This window comes from Paenarthrobacter sp. TYUT067 (genome assembly GCF_023656375.1).
Classification (GTDB): domain Bacteria; phylum Actinomycetota; class Actinomycetes; order Actinomycetales; family Micrococcaceae; genus Arthrobacter.
The window spans coordinates 128,253-151,147 of sequence record NZ_JAMOIT010000014.1; the positions used below are offsets into that span (position 1 = coordinate 128,253).

A 22,895-nucleotide genomic window follows, 5' to 3' on the forward strand; every position below is an offset into this window, starting at 1 on the left:
TAGTTGTGGCAGAATAACAACACACATACGTGCTCCGGGGTCGGTGTAAGTCCGAACCGGCGGTTATAGTCCGCGACCCGCGAGCCACTGGAGTCCAAGAAATTGGACGTTCGGTGGCAGACGGTTGAACTGGTGAAATTCCAGTACCGACAGTTAAAGTCTGGATGGGAGAAGCACGTACAGTCATGCCTTGGGCGTCCCTTTCGCGACGCCCGGCATTGCGCTGTCGTACACCCCCGGAGTCATCGCGGCTTACTGGGAAGGAACGGCATGGACTTTCTGCGATGGCTCTTCGAAGCACAGATCCCCGTTGGAGGATCTGCTCTTGTCTTACGCGAAGTGCTTGGAAACATCTTTGGGCTCCTCAGCGCCCTCGGCGGTATGCGCCGAAAAGTCTGGGCTTGGCCAATCGGCATCGTGGGTAACATCCTCTTGCTCACGGTCTTCCTGGGCAACGTATTCGGTGCCGCAGCACCGGCCACGCTGTGGGGACAGGCCGCCCGCCAGATCATGTTCATCGCAGTGGCTGTTTATGGCTGGTACCGGTGGCAGCAAGGCCGGCAGTCGGGTACCCAAGGGCGTGCCATTGTCCCCGGTTGGGCCAGTAACAAGGTCCGCTTCGCGCTGATTGGTGCGATGGTGGCGGGCACGGCTGCACTGACGCCCGTGTTCGACGCCCTTGGCTCCTATCCGCCCGTTTGGGCAGACGCATGGACCTTCATGGGATCCCTGCTGGCAACCTACGGCATGGCACGTGGATGGACTGAATTTTGGTTGATTTGGGTGGCCGTTGACATTGTGGGAGTGCCGCTGCTGTTCAGCGCAGGCTATTACGCCAGCGCGGTGATGTACCTGTTCTACGGCTTCTTTACCCTCACCGGGTTCTTCGTGTGGTGGCGGGCCGAAAAGCGCGAACGTGCCGGCCGCGACGCCGAGCCCGTAGTCGCTGCTGTGTCCGCGGGGGCCCGCCAGTGAGCTTAGCCAATACGTTTTACACGGCAGCAGAAAATGCGGCCATGGAAGCCGCATTAAAAGCTGCGCTTGCCGGACCGCGGGGAGCCAACCCGTTGGTAGGGGCGGTCATCCTCAGTCCGGAGGGAAAGCAACTGGCAACCGGTTATCACCGAGGGGCCGGAACGGCCCATGCCGAAGCCGACGCGATCTCCGAAGCCCGGAAGAACGGCGTCGAGACTGCAGGAACCACCATGGTTGTCACGTTGGAGCCCTGCAACCATGTGGGCAGAACCGGGCCCTGCGCCCAGGCCATCATTGACGCAGGCATCGCAAGGGTGATCTACGCCGTCGACGATCCCCATGACCCCGCCGCGGGGGGTGCGCGCACGCTCACTGCCGCCGGCATTGACGTCAGGTCCGGGCTGGAAGGTAGCAGGGCACTGGACCTGAACCGTGACTGGTTCGACGCCGTTGCGGCGAAGCGTCCCTTCGTCACCTTGCATATAGCCCAGACCCTGGACAGCAGAATTGCCGCTGTGGACGGCACCAGCCAATGGATCTCCTGTCCGGAGTCGCTTGCTGACAACCACGGACTGCGGGGTCTGATCGACGCGATTCTGGTAGGAACCGGGACGGTGCTGATCGACAACCCGCGATTGACGGCGCGGACACCGGAGGGCGGGCTCTCGGCCCACCAGCCCCTCCGTGCAGTCATGGGTTTGCGGGAAGTCCCTGAAGATGCTGCAGTCCGGGGAACCGACGGGCGTTTCCTTCACCTGCCCACGCGGGATCCGGCGGAAGCCTTGGGCCTGCTGTTCGAACAGGGGGTCCGCCACCTCATGGTGGAAGGAGGCTCCTCCATTTTGAGCACTTTCCTTGCCGCGGACCTGGTGGACGAACTGATCGTCTACCTCGCTCCCACGTTGCTCGGATCCGGTACCCCGGCACTTCACGACCTCGGTATCACCACACTTGCGGACGCCCAGCACTGGTCCTGGGACGACGCCGGTGGCGGCGCTGTCCGGATTCTAGGCAACGACCTTCGGCTACACCTGCGGTCACCACGGGGCGCCGCCAGCACTATCAAGAATTCGGTTTCGCAGAAAAATGTGGTTCTTCACGGAGAAGCTGCGGAACATCTCACAGGAGGAAACTGATGTTTACGGGAATCGTTGCCGAGCAAGGCACTGTGCTTGGCATTGAGCATGATGGCGATGCCAGCGCAACATTGAGGCTGAAAGCGCCTACCACGGCAGACGGCTTGCCCTTGGGTGGCTCCATTGCCGTCAACGGGGTGTGCCTGACCGCCACGCAGATCGAGGGCCAGGACTTCAGCGTGGACGTCATGGGGGAGACCCTCGTCCGGACAACCATTGGCGAGCTGACGGCGGGAGATGCCGTAAACCTGGAACGCTGCGTTCCGGCCGGCGGACGGCTGGACGGGCACGTTGTCCAAGGCCATGTGGACGGTGTAGGTGAACTGCTGGAACGCGAGCCGCTGGGGAACTGGGACCGGCTGAGGTTTGGAGTGCCGGCCACGCTGGCACGGTACATCGCCGAAAAGGGTTCGATCGCCGTCGACGGTGTTTCATTGACCGTGACCGCGGTCAGCCCCGCCGCAGAAACGGCGCCGTGGTTTGAAGTAGGTCTGATTCCCACTACGCTGGAGGAAACCGGCTTGGGCGCCAAAGCGGTGGGTGGCCGGGTGAACATCGAAGTTGATGTGTTGGCCAAGTACACCGAACGCCTCCTGTCCTTCGCGCCCCGGCAGGGAGGCAACTGATGAGCGCTCCCGCCAAAACAACTCCGGCCGGAACGGGACGTACCGGCCTGGATCCTGTCGAATCCGCCATCGCCGCCATGGCCGCCGGCAGGGCCGTGATCGTGGTGGACAACGAAGACCGGGAAAACGAAGGCGACATCATTTTCGCCGCCGAGCACGCAACGCCGGCGCTCATTGGCTGGACCATCCGTTATTCATCCGGAGTCATCTGTGTTCCCTTGGATTCAGAGCGCGCGGACGCCCTGATCCTGCCGCCTATGGTGGAGATCAACGAGGACGCAAAGGGAACCGCCTACACCGTTTCCTGCGATGCTGCGATCGGAGTCAGCACCGGAATCTCAGCTACTGACCGCGCTTTGACTGCCCGAATTTTGGCGGATCCAAACAGCACTCCGGCATCGATCACACGCCCCGGGCATATTTTCCCGCTGCGTGCGGTTAACGGGGGAGTGCGTGAACGCCCAGGTCACACGGAAGCTGCCGTGGACCTGTGTCGGCTTGCCGGGCTCGCTCCGGTGGGTGTGATCGCAGAGTTGGTACATGACGACGGTGAAATGATGCGGCTGGACAGTCTCCGTGATTTTGCCGCTGAACATGGATGCCCCCTCATCTCCATCGAGGACCTGGTGTCGTATGTTGAGGCGGTAGAGTCCCGGAAAGCACATGTTTCACAGGAGGACGAGGAGAAGCGATGACCGCATCGACCACACGCAGCAGCGACCACACCGGCCCCGGGACGCACCCCGTCAGTGGTGGGCCGATCGTGCAATTGCCTACGGCTTTTGGTGACTTTGTGGCACAGGCGTGGACTGACCATGAGACCGGCCACGAGCACCTCGCCGTGAGTTCCCCCAACCCGCCCAAGGGCGGCCGTGCACCATTGGTAAGGCTGCATTCGGAGTGCCTCACCGGTGATGTGTTTGGTTCCTACCGCTGCGACTGCGGAGAACAGTTGGCCTTTGCCCTGGAGCTCATCCACGCAGAGGGCGGGACCTTGCTGTACCTGCGCGGCCAAGAGGGCCGGGGCATCGGGTTGGCCAACAAAATCAAGGCATATGCGCTGCAGGAAGCCGGCTTTGACACAGTGGAAGCCAACGAACAGCTCGGCCTGCCTGTAGATGCGCGCTCCTACACTGCCGCGGGCCAGATCCTAGCGGAAATGGGACTGCACGAGGTCAGGTTGCTGAGCAACAACCCCGATAAGCAGAACCGCCTCGCCCAAGCCGGTGTCACGGTGGTGGAGATGGTGCCCACCGAGGTTCCCTCCCGCGAACAGAACCTCCGCTACCTGCAGACCAAGAAAGACCGGATGGACCACCGACTGGCGCTGGACGTCCAGCCCGTCAGCAACGGCAAGACGCCGGCATCCCTGCCCTTTGACAACAACCAAGACTGAACGGATCCCCAGCAACTATGAGCGGCCACGGCGCACCAACTATCGACCTCACCACCCTCAACCCCGAGGAAACCTCACAGCTGAAGTTGGCCATTGTGGCCGCGAGCTGGCACACACAGATCATGGACGGGCTGGTTGACGGTGCCCTCCGCGCAGCCAAGGAAGCCGGCATCGCCGAACCCACGCTCCTGCGGGTTCCGGGCAGCTTTGAACTTCCGGTTGCCGCGGCCAGGCTCGCGCCCCACTTCGACGCTGTGGTAGCCCTCGGCGTAGTGATCCGCGGCGGGACCCCACACTTCGACTACGTCTGCCAGGCCGCGACGTCGGGCCTCACCGACGTCAGCGTCCGCACCGGAGTGCCTGTTGGCTTCGGCGTCCTCACTTGCGACACCGAGCAGCAGGGCATCGACCGTGCCGGCCTTCCGGGTTCCAAGGAGGACAAGGGACACGAAGCAGTGACCGCTGCCTTGGCCACGGCTGTGACACTCAAGCAGTACAGCTAAACGCCTGGATCGAAGGGGATGTGAGTGTGTCTTCACTCACATCCCCTTCGTCATGCAACGCCCCAACAAGCGGTGGTTGCCCCTGAGCAAGTAGTCTGGAGGGCGTGAAGAATTTCGAGACGCTGTTCGCAGAACTGAGTGAGAAAGCAGCGACCCGCCCGGCAGGTTCGCGCACGGTTGCCGAACTGGACTCCGGAATCCATGGCATCGGTAAAAAGGTGGTCGAAGAGGCCGCCGAAGTCTGGATGGCCGCGGAGTACGAATCGGACGAAGCCGCCGCTGAGGAAATCTCCCAGTTGCTGTACCACCTGCAGGTCCTCATGCTCGCCAAGGGCCTCAGCCTGGAAGACGTTTACAAGCATCTCTAGCCACGCCACTCCGCTTGCCTGTTGCGGAGCCCCCTGCGTGGCCAAGGTGCCTGAAAACCTCCATTCCAAAAAGAAAGTCTCCCAATGCTCCGTGTAGCAGTCCCCAACAAGGGATCCCTGTCCGAAGCCGCCTCGGCAATGTTGTCCGAGGCTGGTTACCGCCAGCGCCGCGACACCCGCGAACTGGTCATGGTTGATCCCGACAATGACATTGAGTTCTTCTTCCTCCGTCCCCGCGACATCGCCGTTTACGTCGGCCAGGGAACCCTGGACGTCGGCATCACCGGCCGCGACCTGTTGCTGGACGCAAAAGTGGAAGCCGAAGAACTGCTTCCTTTGGGCTTCGCGCCGTCCACGTTCCGGTTCGCTGGACCGGTAGGTGACTTCACCGGCGTCGAGCAGCTCGAAGGCAAGCGCCTGGCAACCAGTTACGACGGACTTTTGCGCGATTACCTTTCCGAGCGCGGCGTGAACGCCACCGTGGTCCGGCTGGACGGAGCCGTTGAGTCTTCCGTGCGTCTGGGCGTCGCGGACGCAATCGCCGACGTCGTTGAAACAGGTAACACGCTCAAAGCTGCCGGCATGGAGATCTTTGGCGATCCCATCCTGAAGTCCGAGGCCGTGCTGATCCGCCGGTCCGGTTCGGGCGGAGCCGCCAACGGGACAGCCAAGGAAATCGAGATTCTCATCCGTCGACTCCAGGGAGTCCTCGTAGCCCGCCAGTACGTCCTGATGGATTACGACATCCGCAAAGACCTGGTGGAGGACGCGGCTGCACTGACTCCCGGCCTGGAATCGCCCACGGTCTCACCGCTGCGGGATTCGGAGTGGGTTGCTGTGCGGTCCATGGTTCCCAAGAAGGAAACCAACCGCATCATGGACGAGCTCTACGACCTCGGAGCACGCGCCATCCTGGTCAGCAGCATCCACGCTTGCCGCATCTGATCCACGGACAGCAAGCCCAGTAGAACTTAGGAGCAGCACATGGCTGTAGCCGTACGCGTCATCCCATGCCTGGATGTCGATGCAGGCCGGGTGGTCAAGGGCGTCAATTTTGAAGGACTCCGAGATGCCGGAGATCCAGTGGAACTCGCGCACCGGTACGATAACGGCGGGGCCGACGAATTGACGTTCCTGGACGTCACTGCGTCGTCCGGCAACCGCGAAACCACGTTCGACGTGGTCCGCCGCACGGCTGAGGAAGTCTTCATTCCCTTGACCGTGGGTGGTGGTGTTCGTGGCGTGGCAGAGGTGGACAAGCTCCTGCGCTTCGGTGCGGACAAGGCGTCCATCAACACCGCGGCTGTCGCCCGCCCCGATGTGATCGATGAAATCACCCGTCACTTCGGCTCGCAGGTCCTGGTGCTCTCGGTGGACGCGCGCCGTACCCGTGACGGTGACGTCCCGACGTCGTCCGGTTTTGAAGTGACCACCCACGGTGGCCGCACCGGTACCGGAATCGATGCGATCGCCTGGGCCAAGGAAGCCGCCGACAGGGGCGTGGGAGAGATCCTGCTCAACTCGATCGACGCCGATGGCACGAAGGACGGCTTCGACCTTGAACTGATCCGCTTGGTCCGTGCTGCGGTGAACATCCCCATCATTGCTTCGGGCGGGGCCGGCGTGCCTGCCCATTTCCCGCCCGCCGTGGAGGCTGGCGCGGACGCCGTGCTGGCGGCCTCGGTGTTCCACTTTGGCCCGGATGACATGATCGCCCAGGTGAAGACCGCGATTCGTGAGGCAGGCTTCGAGGTTCGCTGATCAGTAGAGCTTAAAAGGCAATGGAGGGTCACCGTGCAGGTGACCCTCCATTGCGCATTTAGAGGCCGATGTCGGCTGACTGCAAGAGCGCGACGGCGTCCGGCTGGCCTTCGAAGGTGACGAGCGCCTGGCTGGTACGTCCATGAGCGTGCATGAGCAGTTCGCCGGGCTCGCCGACGATTGCTACTGAAACGGGGGCTCGCTTGGCTACGTGTCGGGGACCGGTGGGTCGCACAAGCACAATACCGAGGTCTACACCGCGGTAAAGGAAGGCAGCGCGCTTGATGAGGTCGTCCCAGAGGGCATCCGAATAGGCTTCGTCGAGTGCCCGGGGTGCCCAACGGTCGCCGGCGCGGCGAATGTCCTCGGTGTGAACAAAGTACTCAATGAGATTGGACGTCTCATCCAAGGCTTTGATCTTCAAGGGGGAGAGGGCCGGAGGGCCGGCGCGGAACGTCTTGATGAGGTCCGCATAGGCTTCAGGGCTCTGGAGCTTGGCAGCGAGTTTGGAGGTGGCCTTCTCCGAGGCCTTGCCCAAACTGGGAATCAGCAGGCCCAAACCCACTGCAATCTTCCGTTCGCGCAGATACAAATGCGCAGCAAGATCCCGCGTCTGCCACCCTTCGCAGAGCGTGGGGGAGTCAGGTCCGGCCGCCAGAAGGGTTTCGGCCAGTACTTCTCGGGAAGGATCGACGAAATGCATCACTTGTGAAACTAGCACGATCGGAGCACTCTTGCGCAGTGGAACCGCCGCAGAATCCGGCTCCCGCCAAAGGCACTAGACTTGATCTGATGTCAGAGCAGTCCGCCCCCAGCCCAACTCCTGCCGCGGAGCCCTCAAGCGAGCCCGCGAGCCCTTTGCCGCAGGAGATCGCCAGCGCCTTGAAACGGGATTCTTCCGGCCTCGTCGCAGCTATCGTGCAGCAGCACGACACCCATGAGGTCCTCATGCTCGGCTGGATGGATGATGAGGCCCTCCACCGCACCATGACCTCCGGCAGGGTCACGTTCTACTCCCGCTCCCGTCAGGAGTACTGGCGTAAGGGCGACACCTCCGGACACGTACAGTTCGTGAAGTCTGTCGCCCTTGACTGCGACGGCGATGCCCTCCTGATCCGCGTGGACCAGATCGGCGCAGCCTGCCACACCGGAACCCGGACCTGCTTCGATGGTCGCGACTTCACAGTTGTTACGGGCCACCGCGACTAAGGCACCCACCACTTTCCACTGACGCACCACCTCAGACAATAAGGCGGAAAACATAGCCATGCAGGACCTTGGAATCATCAGCCCGGGCCTGGAAGAGTTCCGCGAACTCGCCGTCCACAGCCGTGTCATCCCTGTCCGACTCAAGGTCTTGGCGGATGCCGAGACTCCCATTGGCCTGTACCGAAAGCTGGCCAAGGGGCAACCGGGAACCTTCCTCTTGGAATCCGCTGCGGTTGGCGGCGCGTGGTCGCGCTACTCCTTCATCGGTTCCAAGTCCCGTGCCACGCTGACCACCAAAGACGGCCAGGCGCACTGGATTGGTGAGCCACCCGTGGGAGTTCCTGTCTCGGGCAACCCCGTTGACGCTGTGCGGGACACCGTCGCGGCACTTCAAACTGACCGCTTTGATGGGTTGCCGCCGTTCACGTCCGGTTTGGTGGGCTTCCTCGGGTGGGAAGCTGTGCGCCATTGGGAGCGGCTGACGTCCCCGCCCGAAGATGATCTGCAGCTGCCCGAGATGGCACTGAACCTGGTCACCGACATGGCGGTGCACGACAATATGGACGGCACCGTCCTCCTGATTGCCAACGCCATTAATTTCGATGACAGCTCCGAGCGGGTGGATGATGCCTGGCACGACGCCGTAGCCCGGGTGAAGGCGCTGCTGGAGCAGATCAGCACACCGGTTGCCCAGCCCGTGTCCGTGCTTGAAACGGCTGCCCTGGACTTCGCCTCGAGCGTCCAGGAACGCTGGGACGAGGCCAAATACCTGGAAGCAATCGACCGCGGCAAGGAAGCCATTGTTGACGGTGAGGTTTTCCAGGTAGTGATCTCGCGGCGATTCGAAATGGAATGCGCCGCGGACCCCCTGGATGTTTATCGCGTCCTGCGCAACACCAACCCCAGCCCGTACATGTACCTCTTCAGCCTGGAGGACGCGGACGGCCGCGAGTACTCGATTGTGGGCTCCTCACCGGAGGCCTTGGTCACGGTGACCGGACAGGAAGTCATTACCCACCCCATCGCCGGCTCGCGCCCTCGTGGCAAGACGGTGGAGGCCGACAAGGCATTGGCTACTGAGCTTCTGGCTGACCAGAAAGAGCGCGCAGAGCACCTGATGCTGGTGGATCTCTCACGCAACGACCTCTCCAAGGTCTGTGTGGCCGGAACCGTGGACGTTACGCAGTTCATGGAAGTGGAGCGGTTCAGCCACATCATGCACCTGGTGTCCACCGTGGTAGGCGAGCTCGCCCCGCACGCAAAGGCCTACGACGTCCTCAAAGCGACTTTTCCGGCGGGCACTCTTTCCGGTGCTCCCAAGCCGCGTGCGCTCAGGCTGCTGGACGAACTCGAACCGCACCGGCGTGGCATCTACGGCGGCGTGGTGGGCTACTTGGACTTCGCCGGAGACATGGACATGGCCATTGCCATCCGGTCCGCACTGCTCCGTGAGGGACGCGCCTACGTCCAGGCCGGCGGTGGGATCGTGGCCGATTCGCACAAGCCTTCGGAAGCCCTTGAAACGGTGAACAAAGCTGCCGCACCTCTCCGTGCGGTGCACACAGCCGGTTCGTTGCAGAACATTTCCGCAAGGTCTGTGCGGAGCGCAGATGAATCCGACACCGGGACGTCGATTTCATGAGCGCGGCATCTTCAGCACCTTCTGTGAGGCAGTCTCCGCGGTGGGCGCGAAAATCCACTCTGGTTCTGGCCACCACCATCCTTGCGTTGGCCGTTTTTGGAGCCACCACTCAGACCTGGATCGAGGTCCGGCTGGACCCCACTGGTGCCTCCAACAGTGACCTCCATGTCCAAGGAAGCAAAGCGGCTACCGCGGTCACAGCACTGGCTGTCGTCGCTCTGGCGGGCGGCTTGGCTGCATCCATCGCCGGAAAGATAGCGCGCTGGATCATTGCAGTCCTCATTGTTTTGTCAGCTGCGGGGATCATCCTCGCGGCAGTGACCGTCATGCTGGATCCGTTGGGAGCCGCGCAAGGTTCCATAGCTGCAGCCACGGGAGTATCGGGCGGGCAGGCCGATGCAGCAGTCACTGTGTTCCCCGTGCTTGCCATCATTGCCGGTTCCCTTCTGGCGGTCTGCGCTGTTCTCTTGCCGCTTGCGGCTCGTCACTGGACCTCACGGACCAAATATGACGCCGGGACGAGAAGTAAGAAGAGCAGCAACGAACCCGTTGACGAGATCGACAGCTGGGACAGCCTCTCGCGCGGAGAAGACCCCACGTAGGCAGTCGCCTCGGACTTTCGGGTTCCCCGGCGCAACAAAGCCGACCACACCTGCGGTGACGTCAGGCGATGTCCCGGCCGTCGTCAATAAATGGCAGAATGTAAGCAGTATTCATCCTGAGGAGATTTCACATGAGCAAAACCACAGTGTCCGCAAACCAAGCTGAATCCAAGATGGCCAGCCACGCTGACGCCATTGGCCACGGAAACAGCCCGGCTGCCTGGACCTGCGTACTTGTGATGCTGGTGGGCGCCCTGATTTCTTCCATCGCATTTGTCATCGCCAACACCCCGATCTTCGTCGGCGGACTGGTGGTCATGGTTATCGGCCTGATCGTGGGCTTCGTCATGCGCAAGGCAGGCTACGGAGTGGGCGGCAGCAAGCTGCAGAACAACGGTCACTAATCGTGACCGTTCTTGATGACATCATTGTTGGCGTCAAGGAGGACATGGAGGCCCGGCGTGGTCTCGTGTCCCTCGCGGAGCTGAAGGAGCGCGCCGCTAACGCTGCTCCGGCCCGTGATGCATGGGCCGCCTTGGGTGGCCCGTCATCCATCCGCAACGACCTCAAAGTCATCGCCGAAATCAAGCGTCGCAGCCCTTCCAAAGGTGATCTCGCGTCCATCGCCGATCCTGCGTCGCTTGCGGCGCAGTATGCCGACGGCGGGGCTTCCGTGATCAGCGTCCTCACCGAACAGCGCCGCTTCGGCGGTTCCCTGGCGGACCTCGACGCCGTACGTGCCGCCGTCGAAACGCCGTTGCTGCGCAAGGACTTCACCGTTGACGAGTACCAGATCTGGGAAGCCCGTGCACACGGTGCCGATCTCATCCTGTTGATCGTTGCGGCGCTGTCCGACTCGGAGCTTGCTGACTTCAGTGCTCTGAGCCACGAGCTCGGCATGAACGTCCTGGTGGAGACGCACACCGAAGAGGAAATTGAGCGAGCTGTCGCGGCGCAGGCCAAGATCATTGGCATCAATGTGCGCAACCTCAAAACGCTCGACGTCGACCGTTCCGTTTTCGGATCATTGGCCGGTTTGATTCCGGCTGAGTCCGTCATCGTGGCCGAATCCGGCGTCAGGGGTCCCGAGGACGTCTCTTATTACGCCGCGGGCGGCGCCAACGCCATCCTGGTGGGGGAAGCGCTGGTCAGCGACTCCACACCGCGCGAACGCATCACTGAATTCAAGGCAGCGGGAGCTGCCGCAATCGCCGTCAGGAACTGAGGCAGCACCTGAGTCACGGCGAATAGTTGCAAGGCAGCCCGGGCATCAGCCTGCGGCTGCCTTGTGGCACGTGGAACTACCCAAAGAACTAACTGGAATAGGACGGTGAGACTGATGGTCGACGCGCCAACAGCCGGCTCAGAAGAGAATGCAGCGGATGCATTCCTCCAAGGTGGCCCTTCGCTGCGGAATGCATCGGGGCCCTACTTTGGCAGCTATGGCGGACGCTGGATGCCCGAGTCGCTCATCGCCGCCCTTGACGAAGTTCAGGACACCTTTGAGAAGGCCAAAGCTGATCCTGATTTCATCGCCCAGCTCAAGGACCTGAACAAGAACTACTCCGGCAGGCCGTCTTTGCTGACCGAGGCCAAGCGCTTCTCGGAGCACGCAGGCGGGGCGCGCATCTTCCTCAAGCGCGAGGACCTCAACCACACCGGTTCCCACAAAATTAACAACGTCCTGGGCCAGGCACTGCTCGCAAAGCGGATGGGCAAGACCCGCGTCATCGCCGAGACCGGCGCAGGCCAGCACGGCGTGGCCAGCGCAACCGCAGCGGCACTGCTGGGCCTTGAGTGCGTGGTGTACATGGGTGCCGAGGATTGCCGTCGGCAGGCCTTGAACGTGGCGCGCATGCAGCTCCTGGGGGCCACCGTGGTTCCCGTGACCAACGGTTCGCAGACACTCAAGGACGCCATCAACGATGCCCTTCGGGATTGGGTCTCCAACGTGGAGCACACCCACTACCTGCTGGGTACCGCCGCCGGAGCGCATCCTTTCCCTGCCATGGTCCGCTACTTCCACGAAGTCATCGGTGAAGAGGCGCGCAGCCAGATCCTGGAGCAAACCGGGAAGCTTCCCGACGCCATCGCTGCATGTATCGGTGGAGGATCCAATGCAATAGGCCTCTTCCACGCATTCCTTGACGACGCATCAGTGAAGATCTACGGCTTTGAAGCCGGCGGCGAAGGAGTGGAGACAGGCCGCCACGCTGCAGCCATCTCGCTGGGCCGCCCGGGCGTACTTCACGGCGCCCGCTCGTACCTGATGCAGGATGAAGACGGTCAGACCATTGAGTCACACTCCATTTCTGCCGGGCTGGATTACCCGAGCGTCGGCCCGGAGCACTCCTACCTTGCTGACATCGGGCGTGTCACCTACGAGGCCGTGACGGACACCGAAGCCATGGATGCGTTCAGCCTCCTGTGCCGGACTGAAGGCATCATCCCTGCTATCGAGTCCTCCCACGCATTGGCCGGTGCCATCAAGATCGGCCAGCGTCTCACGGAGGGCAAGGAAAATCCCTCGGACGTGACAGTGATCGTGAACCTGTCCGGGCGTGGCGATAAGGATGTGGAGACTGCTGCCGCCTGGTTCAACATGTTGGACGAGGAAGGGCACGTCAAGGGCACCACACTGTCCACGCGGAAGCCTAAGGGGCCCACCGAGCGCACCAACGAAGCAGCCGTGGATGTCAACGAGGACCAGAACTGATGACTGAAGAATTCGCCAGCAAATCCGCCGCCGTCATTGACCGGGCCAAAGCAGACGGCCGGGCCGCGTTGGTGGGGTACCTTCCCGCCGGCTACCCCACGGTCAAGGAGAGCATCGAGGCCGGCATAGCCTTGGCCCGGAACGGTGCTGACCTCATCGAAATCGGCATTCCGTACTCCGATCCCGTGATGGACGGTCCCGTGATCCAAGCCGCTACCACTGAAGCGATCTCCAACGGATTCCGCGTCGCAGACGTCTTTGACGTGGTTGCAGGCATTACTGCCGCCACCGATGCAGCAGTTTTGGTCATGACCTATTGGAACCCGGTCATGCGCATGGGCGTGGACGAGTTCGCCCGCCGCCTGGCCGAAGCCGGGGGAGCAGGGCTCATTACCCCTGACCTGGTTCCTGACGAGGCTCATGAGTGGTTCGAAGCCTCCAACAAGTACGGCCTGGACAGGGTGTTCCTTGTGGCGCCCTCTTCCACTCCGGAGCGACTGGACATGACGGTCAAGGCTAGCCGTGGATTCGTCTACGCTGTCTCCATCATGGGCGTTACCGGAACACGAACCTCCGTCAGCAGTAGTGCAGAAAGCGTGGTGGCTCGTGCCCACGAGGCCGGCGCCGAGCGTGTTTGTGTCGGATTGGGCGTCTCCAACCCGGATCACGTGCGTGAAATCGCTGCCTATGCGGACGGGGTGATCGTCGGCACCGCTTTGGTGGCGGCCCTCCGCGACGGCGGCGTGGACGCCGTCGGACAACTCACCAAGAACCTCAGCGCCGGCCTGGGCCGCGCAGCTGCAGAAGCCTAGAAAAAGGAAACAGCGAAGCGAATGCAGACCGTCCTCCACGCTGCGGCAATGGTCCCCTTGAGTATCCCGAGCCCATCGTGGTCCGGTTTCGACATTCCGCTACCGTGGGGGACGTTGCGCATCCACGCATACGCCCTCTGCATCCTGGCGGGCATCATCGTTGGCTTGTGGCTGACCTCGGCACGTTGGAAGCGCCGCGGGGCGCCTGAGGGCAGTCTGTGGGACATCGCCATCTGGGCGATCCCCTTCGGCATTATCGGTGGCCGCCTCTACCATGTCTTCTCTTCCCCCGACGCTTACTTCGGGCCCGGGTTTGACGGCACAGGGGACCTCTCGCTGATTCCGCAGATCCAGCGGGGTGGTTTGGGCATTTGGGGTGCTGTGATCCTCGGTGCGGTAGGTGCATGGATCGGTTGCCGACGGGCAGGCGTTAAGTTGACGGCATTCCTGGATGCAGCAGCTCCGGGGCTGCTCCTGGCCCAGGCCATCGGACGCTTGGGAAACTGGTTCAACCAGGAACTTTTCGGCGCGCCCACCACGTTGCCGTGGGGACTCGAGATTGACCCCGCCAATGCCAACTTCCCGCCGGACATGGCTGCGGGCACTCTGTTCCACCCGACGTTCCTTTACGAGATGCTGTGGAACCTGGTGGGTGTCGCCATCCTTCTGCTGCTGGACAGGAAGTTCAATTTCCGGTGGGGTCGGCTCTTCTGGTTGTACGCCGTGTACTACACCTTGGGCCGCGTGTGGATTGAAGCGCTGCGCATTGACGATGCTGAGCAGATCAGCCTTTTCGGGATTACCACCAGGCTTAATGTGTGGACCAGCATCTTTGTCTTTATCGCCGCTCTGGCGGTCTTCTTCGTCCTGGGCCGTAAGGGCCGGCCGGTGCCCGATACACCTTATTTGCCGGGCCGCGAGCCCGAAAAAACGGCGGAAAAGGAGCCGGCTGCGGTGACCAGTGTCACCAGTCATGATGTGGACGCATCTGTCTCAGATACTGGTTCGCGTGGTAATCTCCCAGATAACCAAAGCGATCCGGGCCACGTTGACGAGCCGCAGGAATCAGCAGGGGAGGCGGGAAAGGACATCACGTCCGGCACCGGTTCCACGTCTGCTGCTACTGCCGCAAGGAAGGCCCCCGGATCCACGCCGAAGGCAGACGACACCAAGTAGTCGCGTTCGGTAAAGGGGCAACAGAGTCACCGCTCGTAGGGCCCAGTCCACAGCGTCGTGGCACCCCGGAAACCGGATCGCAGCATACCGATGTTCACTGGTCAAGCCGGGGCCAGAGGTCTGCGTAACTGTTCGTTGCGCTGGATCGGCTGGCCTACAATTCCAATTACTAGCGCTTTGTTGTGCCCGTCACAGGGCAGGCAAGGTGGGGCCAACGTTGTCCCTTCCATACGCACGATCTCGAGGAAGGACGTCTCCCATGACCCATCTTCATAACCCCGGTTGGTCCGAAAATATCGAACCTCAGGGTGCCATGTCTCCGTTCAAGCGCTTTGCCGCGCTCCCGGAGGCTCAGGGTCTTTACAACCCTGATAAGGAGAAGGACGCCTGCGGCCTGGCTATTATTGCCACGCTCCGCGGGGAACCGGGATACGACATCGTGGAAGCGGCGCTGACCGCCCTCCGCAATCTCGAACACCGCGGCGCCGTGGGCGCCGACGAAGGTACCGGCGACGGTGCGGGCTTGCTGATGCAGGTCCCGGACGAGTTCTTCCGGGCCGTCACCGAATTCGAACTGCCTGCTCCGGGCCAGTATGTGGTGGGCACCGCCTTCCTTCCAGCTGAGTCCCGTGAAGCTGACAACGCCAAAGCCGGTATCGAAGCCCTCGCCGCTGATGAGGGGCTCACAGTCCTCGGATGGCGTGAGGTCCCGGTGGTTGCAGACCTGGTCGGCGCCATGGCGCGGGCCTGCATGCCGTACTTCTCGCAGCCGTTCTTCGCTTCGGCCACCGGTGAAAGCCTTGAGCCCAATGAACTGGACTCCCGTGCCTGGCGTATCCGAAAGCGCGCCCAGAACAAGTTCGGTGTCTACTTCCCGTCGCTGTCCTCGCGCACCATTGTGTACAAGGGCATGCTGACCACCGCACAGCTGGAGCCGTTCTACCCGGACCTTTCGGACAAGCGGTTCAAGACGAAGCTTGCGATCGTCCACTCACGCTTCTCCACCAACACGTTCCCGTCCTGGCCGTTGGCGCAGCCGTTCCGCACCATCGCCCACAACGGTGAGATCAACACGGTCAAGGGCAACCGCAACTGGATGCGTGCCCGCCAGTCGCAGTTGGCCAGCCCCCTGCTGGGTTCGGTGCCCGAGGAGCTTTACCCGATTTGTACCCCGGGCGCCTCGGACTCTGCTTCCTTCGATGAGGTGGCCGAGCTCCTCTGGCTCTCCGGCCGTCCGATCACGCACTCGATCATGATGATGATCCCGGAGGCATGGGAGAACCACGCCACCATGGATCCCGCGCGCCGTGCGTTCTACGAGTACCACTCCCTGCTCATGGAGCCGTGGGACGGTCCTGCCGCTGTGTCCTTCACCGACGGCAGCCTCGTTGGCGCCACACTGGACCGCAATGGCCTGCGCCCGGGACGGTACTGGATCACCGAAGACGGCCTCATCATCTTCGCGTCCGAAGTTGGTGTCATTGAGGTTGAGCCTTCCAACGTGGTCAAGAAAGGCCGCGTAGCCCCAGGCAAGATGTTCCTGGTGGACACCGAAGCCGGACGCATCATTGACGACACCGAGGTCAAGGCTGAAATTGCCGGGGCCAACCCCTGGGCTGATTGGCTCAAGGACAACCTGATCGACATCAACGAGCTTCCCGAGCGTGAGCACGTGGTCCACACGGCCGCTTCGGTGAACATCCGTCAGCGGACCTTTGGCTACACCACCGAAGAGTTGAAGATCCTGCTCGGACCGATGTCCCGTACCGGCGCCGAGCCCTTGGGTGCCATGGGCTCGGACACCCCGGTGGCTGTGCTCTCCAAGCGCCCACGCCTGTTGTTCGACTACTTCGTGCAGTCCTTCGCCCAGGTGACCAACCCGCCGCTGGATGCTATCCGCGAAGAGCTGGTCACCTCGCTGAAATGTGCCATTGGTCCCAACGGCAACCTCCTGGATGGCAAGCAGGTCCGACAGCCGCAGATCTCGCTGCCGTTCCCGGTGATCAACAACGATCAGCTTGCCAAGATCGCGAACATCGAAACCCCCGACGGCGATCGCATCGCCATGAAGGTTCGTGGCCTTTACCGCCCCGAGGGTGGAGAAGCGGCACTGCGTGCACGTCTGACGGAGATCTGCGAACAGGTTTCCGGCGCGATCAACCGCGGCGTGCAGTACGTTGTGCTGTCCGACCGTGACTCGAACGCGCAATGGGCCCCGATTCCTTCGCTCCTGCTGGTCAGCGCCGTTCACCACCACCTGCTCCGCAGTGCGAACCGCACCAAGACCGCCCTGGTGGTTGAGGCCGGAGACGTTCGCGAGACACACCATGTGGCAGTTCTCATCGGTTACGGCGCATCCGCCGTCAACCCTTACTTGGCCATGGAATCGGTGGAGCAGCTGATCTCCAACGGTGACGTCACAGGCGTTACCGCCGAAGACGGTGTCTACAACCTCATCAAGGGCCTGGGCAAGGGCGTCTTGAAGATCATGTCCAAGATGGGCATCTCCACTGTGGCTTCCTACACGGGCGCCCAGACCTTTGAAGCACTGGGCCTGTCCCAGGAACTCGTGGACGAATTCTTCTCCGGTACGCACTCCCAGCTGGGCGGCGTCGGCCTGGATGTCATCGCAGCCGAAGTTTCGGCACGTCACCAGATGGCGTACCCCGAAGGTGGCATCGAGCACCCGCACCAGCCGCTGCTTGGCGGCGGCGAGTACCAGTGGCGCCGTGACGGCGAACCGCACCTCTTCAACCCGGAGACGGTTTTCCGCCTGCAGCACGCCACCCGCGAACGCCGCTACGACATCTTCAAGTCCTACACCAAGGGCATTGACGATCAGTCCGAGAACCTGATGACCCTCCGCGGGCTCCTCAAGTTCAAGGACGGTGTCCGTCCGGCAGTTCCGCTGGAGGAAGTGGAGCCTGTCTCCAGCATCGTCAAGCGTTTCTCCACGGGTGCCATGAGCTATGGCTCCATCTCGCAGGAAGCCCACGAGACACTTGCTATCGCCATGAACCGTTTGGGTGGCAAGTCCAACACGGGCGAGGGTGGCGAGGACGTTGATCGCCTGCTGGATCCTGAGCGGCGCTCGGCCATCAAGCAGATTGCCTCTGGTCGCTTCGGCGTCACCAGCTTGTACCTGACCAACGCCGAGGACATCCAGATCAAGATGGCCCAGGGTGCAAAGCCCGGCGAAGGCGGCCAGCTGATGGCGCAGAAGGTCTACCCCTGGGTAGCCCGGACACGGCACTCCACTCCCGGCGTTGGACTCATTTCGCCGCCCCCGCACCACGACATCTACTCGATCGAAGACCTCGCGCAGCTCATCTACGATGCCAAGCGCGCCAACCCTTCGGCCCGTGTTCACGTCAAGCTGGTTTCGGAAGTCGGGATCGGCACGGTGGCGTCCGGCGTCACCAAGGCGAAGGCCGACGTCGTGCTTGTTTCAGGTCACGACGGCGGTACCGGTGCCTCGCCGCTGAACTCGCTCAAGCACGCGGGTGTGCCGTGGGAACTTGGCCTCGCCGAGACCCAGCAGACCCTGATGCTCAACGGTCTCCGCGACCGCGTGGTGGTTCAGGTTGACGGGCAGCTCAAGACCGGCCGCGACGTTGTCATTGCGGCCCTTCTGGGCGGCGAAGAGTATGGCTTCGCGACTGCTCCGTTGGTGGTATCGGGCTGCATCATGATGCGCGTCTGCCACCTGGATACCTGTCCTGTTGGTGTTGCCACGCAGAACCCCGAGCTTCGCTCCCGGTTCAACGGCAAGCCCGAGTTCGTGGTCAACTTCTTCGAATTCCTCGCAGAAGAAGTCCGCGAAATCCTTGCCGAGCTTGGTTTCCGCAGCCTGGAAGAGGCCATTGGCCACGCCGAGGTCCTGGATACTCGCGAAGCGATCAACCACTGGAAGGCCGAAGGGCTGGACCTGGACCCCATCCTGCACGGGTTGGAGTTCGACGACGACGTGCCGCTGCGCAACATGACCGGCCAGAACCACGAGCTGGACAAGCACTTCGACCAGCGGCTGATCACCATGGCACAGGAAGCGCTCAGCGACCGCATGCCCGTCAAGATCACCCTGGACGTCATCAACACGGACCGTTCCGTGGGAACGATGCTCGGCCACGTGGTGACCAAGACCTTCGGCATCGATGTCCTGGCGACCGACACCATCGACGTCACGCTCAACGGCACCGCAGGCCAGTCACTCGGAGCGTTCCTCCCCGCGGGCATCACCCTGCGTATGTTCGGCGATTCCAACGACTACGTTGGCAAGGGTCTCTCCGGCGGCCGCATCATCGTCCGCCCGGACCGCACCAACGTGTTCCAGGCAGAGCGGAATGTCATTGCCGGCAACGTCATAGGTTACGGCGCTACCAGCGGTGAAATGTTCCTGCGGGGCCAGGTTGGTGAACGCTTCCTGGTGCGTAACTCCGGTGCCACCGCCGTCGTCGAAGGCATTGGCGATCACGGCTGCGAGTACATGACCGGTGGCCAGACGCTGATTATCGGCCGCACGGGCCGTAACTTCGGTGCCGGAATGTCCGGTGGAACCGCCTATGTGCTGGACCTGCAGCCTGAGCGCGTCAACAAGATGGCCCTCGATACCGGTGAACTTCAGCTCCTGGAGCTCGATGCCGAGGACCGCGACATTGTCCACGGTCTGCTCACCAAGCACCTTGAAGAAACCGAATCCGTCCTGGCCGGCCGTCTGCTCGAAAACTTCGACGACACTGCCGCCCGCATCACCAAAGTGCTGCCGCGCGATTACGCCGCAGTCCTGCAAACCCGTCTTGACGCCATCGAAGAGGGCCTTGACCCCGATGGCGAAGAAGTATGGTCTCGAATCCTGGAGGTAACCGGTGGCTGATCCACGCGGATTTCTGAAAGTCCGGCAGCGCGAGACGCAGCCACGCCGTCCCGTTCCCGTCCGCATCATGGACTGGAAAGAAGTGTACGAAGCCCAGGAAAAGGGCGTCCTGAAGAGCCAGGCCGGCCGCTGCATGGACTGCGGTGTTCCGTTCTGCCACCAGGGCTGCCCGCTGGGTAACCTCATTCCCGAGTGGAACGACCTCGTGTGGCGGGACAAGGGTGAAGAAGCGATTGAGCGCCTTCACGCCACCAACAACTTCCCGGAGTTCACCGGCCGCCTGTGCCCTGCACCCTGCGAAGCGTCCTGTGTGCTGGGCATCAACCAGCCTGCCGTGACCATCAAGCAGGTTGAGGTCTCCATCATCGACCAAGCCTTCGATAACGACTGGGTCCAGCCCCTTCCGCCGACTCGCCTCACCGGCAAGACGGTGGCTGTGGTGGGTTCCGGCCCTGCAGGCCTGGCTGTGGCGCAGCAGCTGACCCGTGTGGGCCACACCGTTGCTGTGTACGAACGCGACGACAAGATTGGCGGCTTGCTCCGCTACGGCATCCCCGACTTCAAGATGGAGAAGGAACAGGTTGACCGCCGCCTTGAGCAGATGAAGGCCGAAGGCACCCGCTTCCGGACCGGCGTCGCAGTGGGTACGGACGTCACCTGGGAGCAGCTGCGCCGCCGTTACGACGCCGTTGTAGTGGCCACCGGCGCCACCGTGCCGCGTGACCTCCCCATTCCGGGCCGGGACCTTGAGGGTGTCCACTTCGCCATGGATTACCTGGTTCCTTCGAACCGTATGGTGGCGGGGGAGAGCCCCGAAAACCACATCGACGCCCGTGGCAAGCACGTTGTCATCCTGGGTGGTGGCGATACCGGTGCTGACTGCATCGGCACCGCACACCGCCACCAGGCAGCATCGGTGACCACGCTCGCCATCGGCCAGCAGCCGCCGGCCGAACGAGCCGCCCACCAACCGTGGCCGACATTCCCCACACTGTTCGAGGTCGCCAGCGCCCACGAAGAAGGTGGAGAGCGTACCTACCTTGCATCAACCGTTGAGTTCGTTGGCGAAAACGGCAAACTCACCGGCGTCAAAGTTGCTGAAACCGAGTTTGTGGACGGCAAGCGCCTGCCCAAAGCCGGTACAGAACGCATCATTCCAGCTGACCTTGTGTTCTTGAGCCTGGGCTTTACCGGTGCTGAGCCGGCAGGTATCACCGAGCAGGTCAGCGCAGAGTTCGACAGTCGGGGCAACGTTGCCCGCGACGGCTACTACATGACGAACACCGAGGGAGTGTTTGTTGCCGGCGATGCCGGACGTGGCCAGTCACTGATTGTGTGGGCCATTGCGGAAGGCCGTGCTTGCGCGGCCGCAGTGGACAGGTTCCTGATGGGAAGCACCATTCTCCCGGCACCGGTCGCCCCCACCGACCGGGCGATAGCGGTCTTATAGCGCCGGCAGGAACACTTCTTTTACTCAATCAGCATGACTACTTAGGGTAGGTATATGAGACGCGCGAAAATTGTGGCAACTTTCGGCCCGGCTATCTCCAGCTTCGAGAACACCCTCGCGGTGCTGGAGGCCGGCGTCGACGTTGCTCGCATGAACATGAGCCACGGCGACTACTCCGTGCACGACAACACCTACGAGAACGTCCGCAAGGCTGCGGCGCAGCTGGGCAAGCCGGTGGCCATCATGGCTGACCTCCAGGGACCCAAGATCCGCCTGGGCCGCTTTGTCGACGGCCCCCACGAACTGGCTGTTGGCGATACCTTCACCATCACCACCGAAGACGTCCCCGGTACCAAGGACATCTGCTCCACCACGCTCAAGAGCCTCACCGAGGACGTCAACGTAGGCGATGCCCTGCTCATTGACGACGGCAAGGTGGCACTGCGTGCCATCGAGGTTGACGACGTGAAGGTTGTTGCCACCGTGACGGTTGGCGGCAAGGTTTCCAACAACAAGGGCATCAACCTGCCCGGTGTAGCCGTCAACGTCCCCGCCTTGAGCGAAAAGGACGAGGACGACCTCCGTTGGGCCCTCAAGCGCGGCGCAGACCTGATCGCCCTCTCGTTCGTCCGTGATGCCTCAGACATCAAGCGCGTTCACGAGATCATGGACGAAGAAGGCCGCCGCGTGCCGGTGATCGCCAAGATCGAAAAGCCACAGGCAGTAGAGCAGCTCCACGAAATCATCGACGCGTTCGATGCCATCATGGTTGCCCGTGGCGACCTCGGCGTCGAGCTGCCGCTCGAAGAGGTCCCGATCGTCCAGAAGCGCGCCATCGAACTGGCACGTCGCTGGGCCAAGCCGGTCATCGTGGCCACCCAGGTCCTCGAATCCATGATCGACAACCCGCGCCCGACCCGCGCCGAGGCTTCCGACTGCGCCAACGCAGTTCTCGACGGCGCCGACGCAGTCATGCTCTCCGGCGAAACCTCCGTGGGCCAGTACCCCATTGAGACCGTCAAGGTCATGGCGCGGATCATCGAATCCACCGAGGTCCACGGTCTTGAGCGCGTCCCCCCGCTGGGCACCAAGCCCAAGACCCGCGGTGGCGCCATCACCCGTGCCGCCGTCGAAATCGCCGACCAGCTGGACGCCAAGTACATCTGTACTTTCACCCAGTCCGGCGACTCGGCACGACGCCTCTCGCGCTTGCGCCCCGTCAAGCCGGTCTTCGCGTTCACACCCGTTGAGCACGTCTGGAACCAGCTGGCCCTCACTTGGGGCATCCAGCCGGTCCTGGTGCCCTCCGTGGGCCACACCGACGAGATGACCGCACAGGTGGACAAGAGCCTGCTGGAAATGGACCTCGTGGACGAAGGCGACCTGGTTGTCATCGCTGCCGGTTCCCCTCCAGGACAGGCCGGTTCCACCAACTCGCTGAAGGTCCACAAGGTAGGCGACCTCGCCGACACCTCCAAGACCGACGACGGCTCCCGCAAGGAACCCGTTGGCCCCTGGCCTGAAAAGAAGTCCAAGACCAAGGCGTAAGTCCTCGGTTGCTGAAAGCGGGCCCCGCCAATGTGGCGGAGCCCGCTTTCTGTTTGTCTATGGCGATTACGACGGCGGCCGCTCACCTCGCGTGAGGTGAGC

Annotated in this window: 21 protein-coding genes and 1 riboswitch; of the genes, 20 read left to right on the forward strand and 1 reads right to left on the reverse strand. The window is 62.4% G+C overall.

The genetic code is table 11. The annotated features are described in order from the left end of the window. Positions 1-25: 25 nt before the first annotated feature. Positions 26-181, forward strand: a riboswitch (FMN riboswitch). Between the two features lie 89 nt (positions 182-270). The 9 genes from pnuC to hisF all read left to right on the forward strand — a co-directional run bounded on the left by pnuC (position 271) and on the right by hisF (position 6,765). Continuing rightward, entirely contained in the window at positions 271-975 is a 705-nt protein-coding gene (gene pnuC / locus MOD31_RS14170) for a nicotinamide riboside transporter PnuC (protein ID WP_250820944.1), read from the forward strand. Positions 976-1,016: 41 nt separating this feature from the next. Then, entirely contained in the window at positions 1,017-2,111 is a 1,095-nt protein-coding gene (gene ribD, locus MOD31_RS14175) for a bifunctional diaminohydroxyphosphoribosylaminopyrimidine deaminase/5-amino-6-(5-phosphoribosylamino)uracil reductase RibD (RefSeq protein ID WP_208096814.1), read from the forward strand. Further along, on the forward strand, positions 2,111-2,737 hold the full coding sequence (locus MOD31_RS14180; RefSeq protein ID WP_166842021.1) for a riboflavin synthase: 627 nt from the start codon (positions 2,111-2,113) through the stop codon (positions 2,735-2,737). Before ribD ends, MOD31_RS14180 begins: the two co-directional genes overlap by 1 nt. Beyond that, a complete protein-coding gene (ribB, locus tag MOD31_RS14185; protein ID WP_250820945.1) occupies positions 2,737-3,432 on the forward strand; it encodes a 3,4-dihydroxy-2-butanone-4-phosphate synthase in 696 nt (231 codons plus the stop codon). The genes MOD31_RS14180 and ribB overlap by 1 nt, the downstream gene beginning before the upstream one ends. Beyond that, entirely contained in the window at positions 3,429-4,133 is a 705-nt protein-coding gene (gene ribA / locus MOD31_RS14190) for a GTP cyclohydrolase II (RefSeq protein WP_142939428.1), read from the forward strand. The genes ribB and ribA overlap by 4 nt, the downstream gene beginning before the upstream one ends. Positions 4,134-4,150: 17 nt before the next feature. After that, on the forward strand, positions 4,151-4,636 hold the full coding sequence (ribH, locus tag MOD31_RS14195) for a 6,7-dimethyl-8-ribityllumazine synthase (RefSeq protein WP_223942331.1): 486 nt from the start codon (positions 4,151-4,153) through the stop codon (positions 4,634-4,636). A gap of 104 nt (positions 4,637-4,740) precedes the next feature. Continuing rightward, on the forward strand, positions 4,741-5,004 hold the full coding sequence (locus MOD31_RS14200) for a phosphoribosyl-ATP diphosphatase (RefSeq protein WP_018778638.1): 264 nt from the start codon (positions 4,741-4,743) through the stop codon (positions 5,002-5,004). 84 nt (positions 5,005-5,088) lie between these two features. Further along, positions 5,089-5,949, forward strand: a complete 861-nt coding sequence (gene hisG, locus MOD31_RS14205; RefSeq protein WP_142939426.1) for an ATP phosphoribosyltransferase — start codon at positions 5,089-5,091, stop codon at positions 5,947-5,949. A gap of 39 nt (positions 5,950-5,988) precedes the next feature. Then, positions 5,989-6,765 (forward strand): imidazole glycerol phosphate synthase subunit HisF, encoded by a 777-nt coding sequence (gene hisF, locus MOD31_RS14210; RefSeq protein ID WP_166842024.1) that lies wholly within the window; start codon positions 5,989-5,991, stop codon positions 6,763-6,765. A 58-nt stretch (positions 6,766-6,823) separates the two neighbouring features. Here the strand turns inward: hisF and MOD31_RS14215 are convergent, their stop codons facing one another. Next, positions 6,824-7,468, reverse strand: a complete 645-nt coding sequence (locus MOD31_RS14215; protein ID WP_223942616.1) for a TIGR03085 family metal-binding protein — start codon at positions 7,466-7,468, stop codon at positions 6,824-6,826. An 89-nt stretch (positions 7,469-7,557) separates the two neighbouring features. On the opposite strand from MOD31_RS14215, the gene hisI reads away from it, so the two are divergent. The 11 genes from hisI to pyk all read left to right on the forward strand — a co-directional run bounded on the left by hisI (position 7,558) and on the right by pyk (position 22,793). After that, the gene (hisI, locus tag MOD31_RS14220; protein ID WP_166842025.1) at positions 7,558-7,974 is read left to right on the forward strand and encodes a phosphoribosyl-AMP cyclohydrolase; all 417 of its coding nucleotides are present in this window, start codon (positions 7,558-7,560) and stop codon (positions 7,972-7,974) included. A 58-nt stretch (positions 7,975-8,032) separates the two neighbouring features. Further along, positions 8,033-9,616 carry an anthranilate synthase component I gene (locus MOD31_RS14225; RefSeq protein WP_250820946.1) on the forward strand — a complete coding sequence of 528 codons (1,584 nt, stop codon included), beginning with the start codon at positions 8,033-8,035 and terminating at the stop codon, positions 9,614-9,616. Beyond that, positions 9,613-10,218, forward strand: coding sequence for a Trp biosynthesis-associated membrane protein (locus MOD31_RS14230; protein ID WP_223942332.1), 606 nt, complete (start codon positions 9,613-9,615; stop codon positions 10,216-10,218). The genes MOD31_RS14225 and MOD31_RS14230 overlap by 4 nt, the downstream gene beginning before the upstream one ends. 131 nt (positions 10,219-10,349) lie before the next feature. Then, the gene (locus MOD31_RS14235) at positions 10,350-10,622 is read left to right on the forward strand and encodes an HGxxPAAW family protein (RefSeq protein WP_142939421.1); all 273 of its coding nucleotides are present in this window, start codon (positions 10,350-10,352) and stop codon (positions 10,620-10,622) included. A 2-nt stretch (positions 10,623-10,624) separates the two neighbouring features. Then, the gene (trpC, locus tag MOD31_RS14240) at positions 10,625-11,443 is read left to right on the forward strand and encodes an indole-3-glycerol phosphate synthase TrpC (protein WP_250820947.1); all 819 of its coding nucleotides are present in this window, start codon (positions 10,625-10,627) and stop codon (positions 11,441-11,443) included. A 114-nt stretch (positions 11,444-11,557) separates the two neighbouring features. Continuing rightward, on the forward strand, positions 11,558-12,934 hold the full coding sequence (gene trpB, locus MOD31_RS14245; RefSeq protein ID WP_142939419.1) for a tryptophan synthase subunit beta: 1,377 nt from the start codon (positions 11,558-11,560) through the stop codon (positions 12,932-12,934). Next, positions 12,934-13,746 (forward strand): tryptophan synthase subunit alpha, encoded by an 813-nt coding sequence (gene trpA, locus MOD31_RS14250; protein WP_250820948.1) that lies wholly within the window; start codon positions 12,934-12,936, stop codon positions 13,744-13,746. Before trpB ends, trpA begins: the two co-directional genes overlap by 1 nt. A gap of 21 nt (positions 13,747-13,767) precedes the next feature. Beyond that, positions 13,768-14,922: a prolipoprotein diacylglyceryl transferase gene (gene lgt / locus MOD31_RS14255; protein ID WP_166842029.1), complete on the forward strand. Its 1,155-nt coding sequence runs from the start codon at positions 13,768-13,770 to the stop codon at positions 14,920-14,922. 259 nt (positions 14,923-15,181) lie between these two features. Next, positions 15,182-19,795, forward strand: coding sequence for a glutamate synthase large subunit (gene gltB, locus MOD31_RS14260; protein WP_223942334.1), 4,614 nt, complete (start codon positions 15,182-15,184; stop codon positions 19,793-19,795). Beyond that, a complete protein-coding gene (locus tag MOD31_RS14265) occupies positions 19,788-21,245 on the forward strand; it encodes a glutamate synthase subunit beta (RefSeq protein ID WP_142939415.1) in 1,458 nt (485 codons plus the stop codon). Before gltB ends, MOD31_RS14265 begins: the two co-directional genes overlap by 8 nt. 54 nt (positions 21,246-21,299) lie before the next feature. Further along, positions 21,300-22,793, forward strand: a complete 1,494-nt coding sequence (gene pyk / locus MOD31_RS14270; protein ID WP_142939414.1) for a pyruvate kinase — start codon at positions 21,300-21,302, stop codon at positions 22,791-22,793. Positions 22,794-22,895 lie beyond the last annotated feature (102 nt).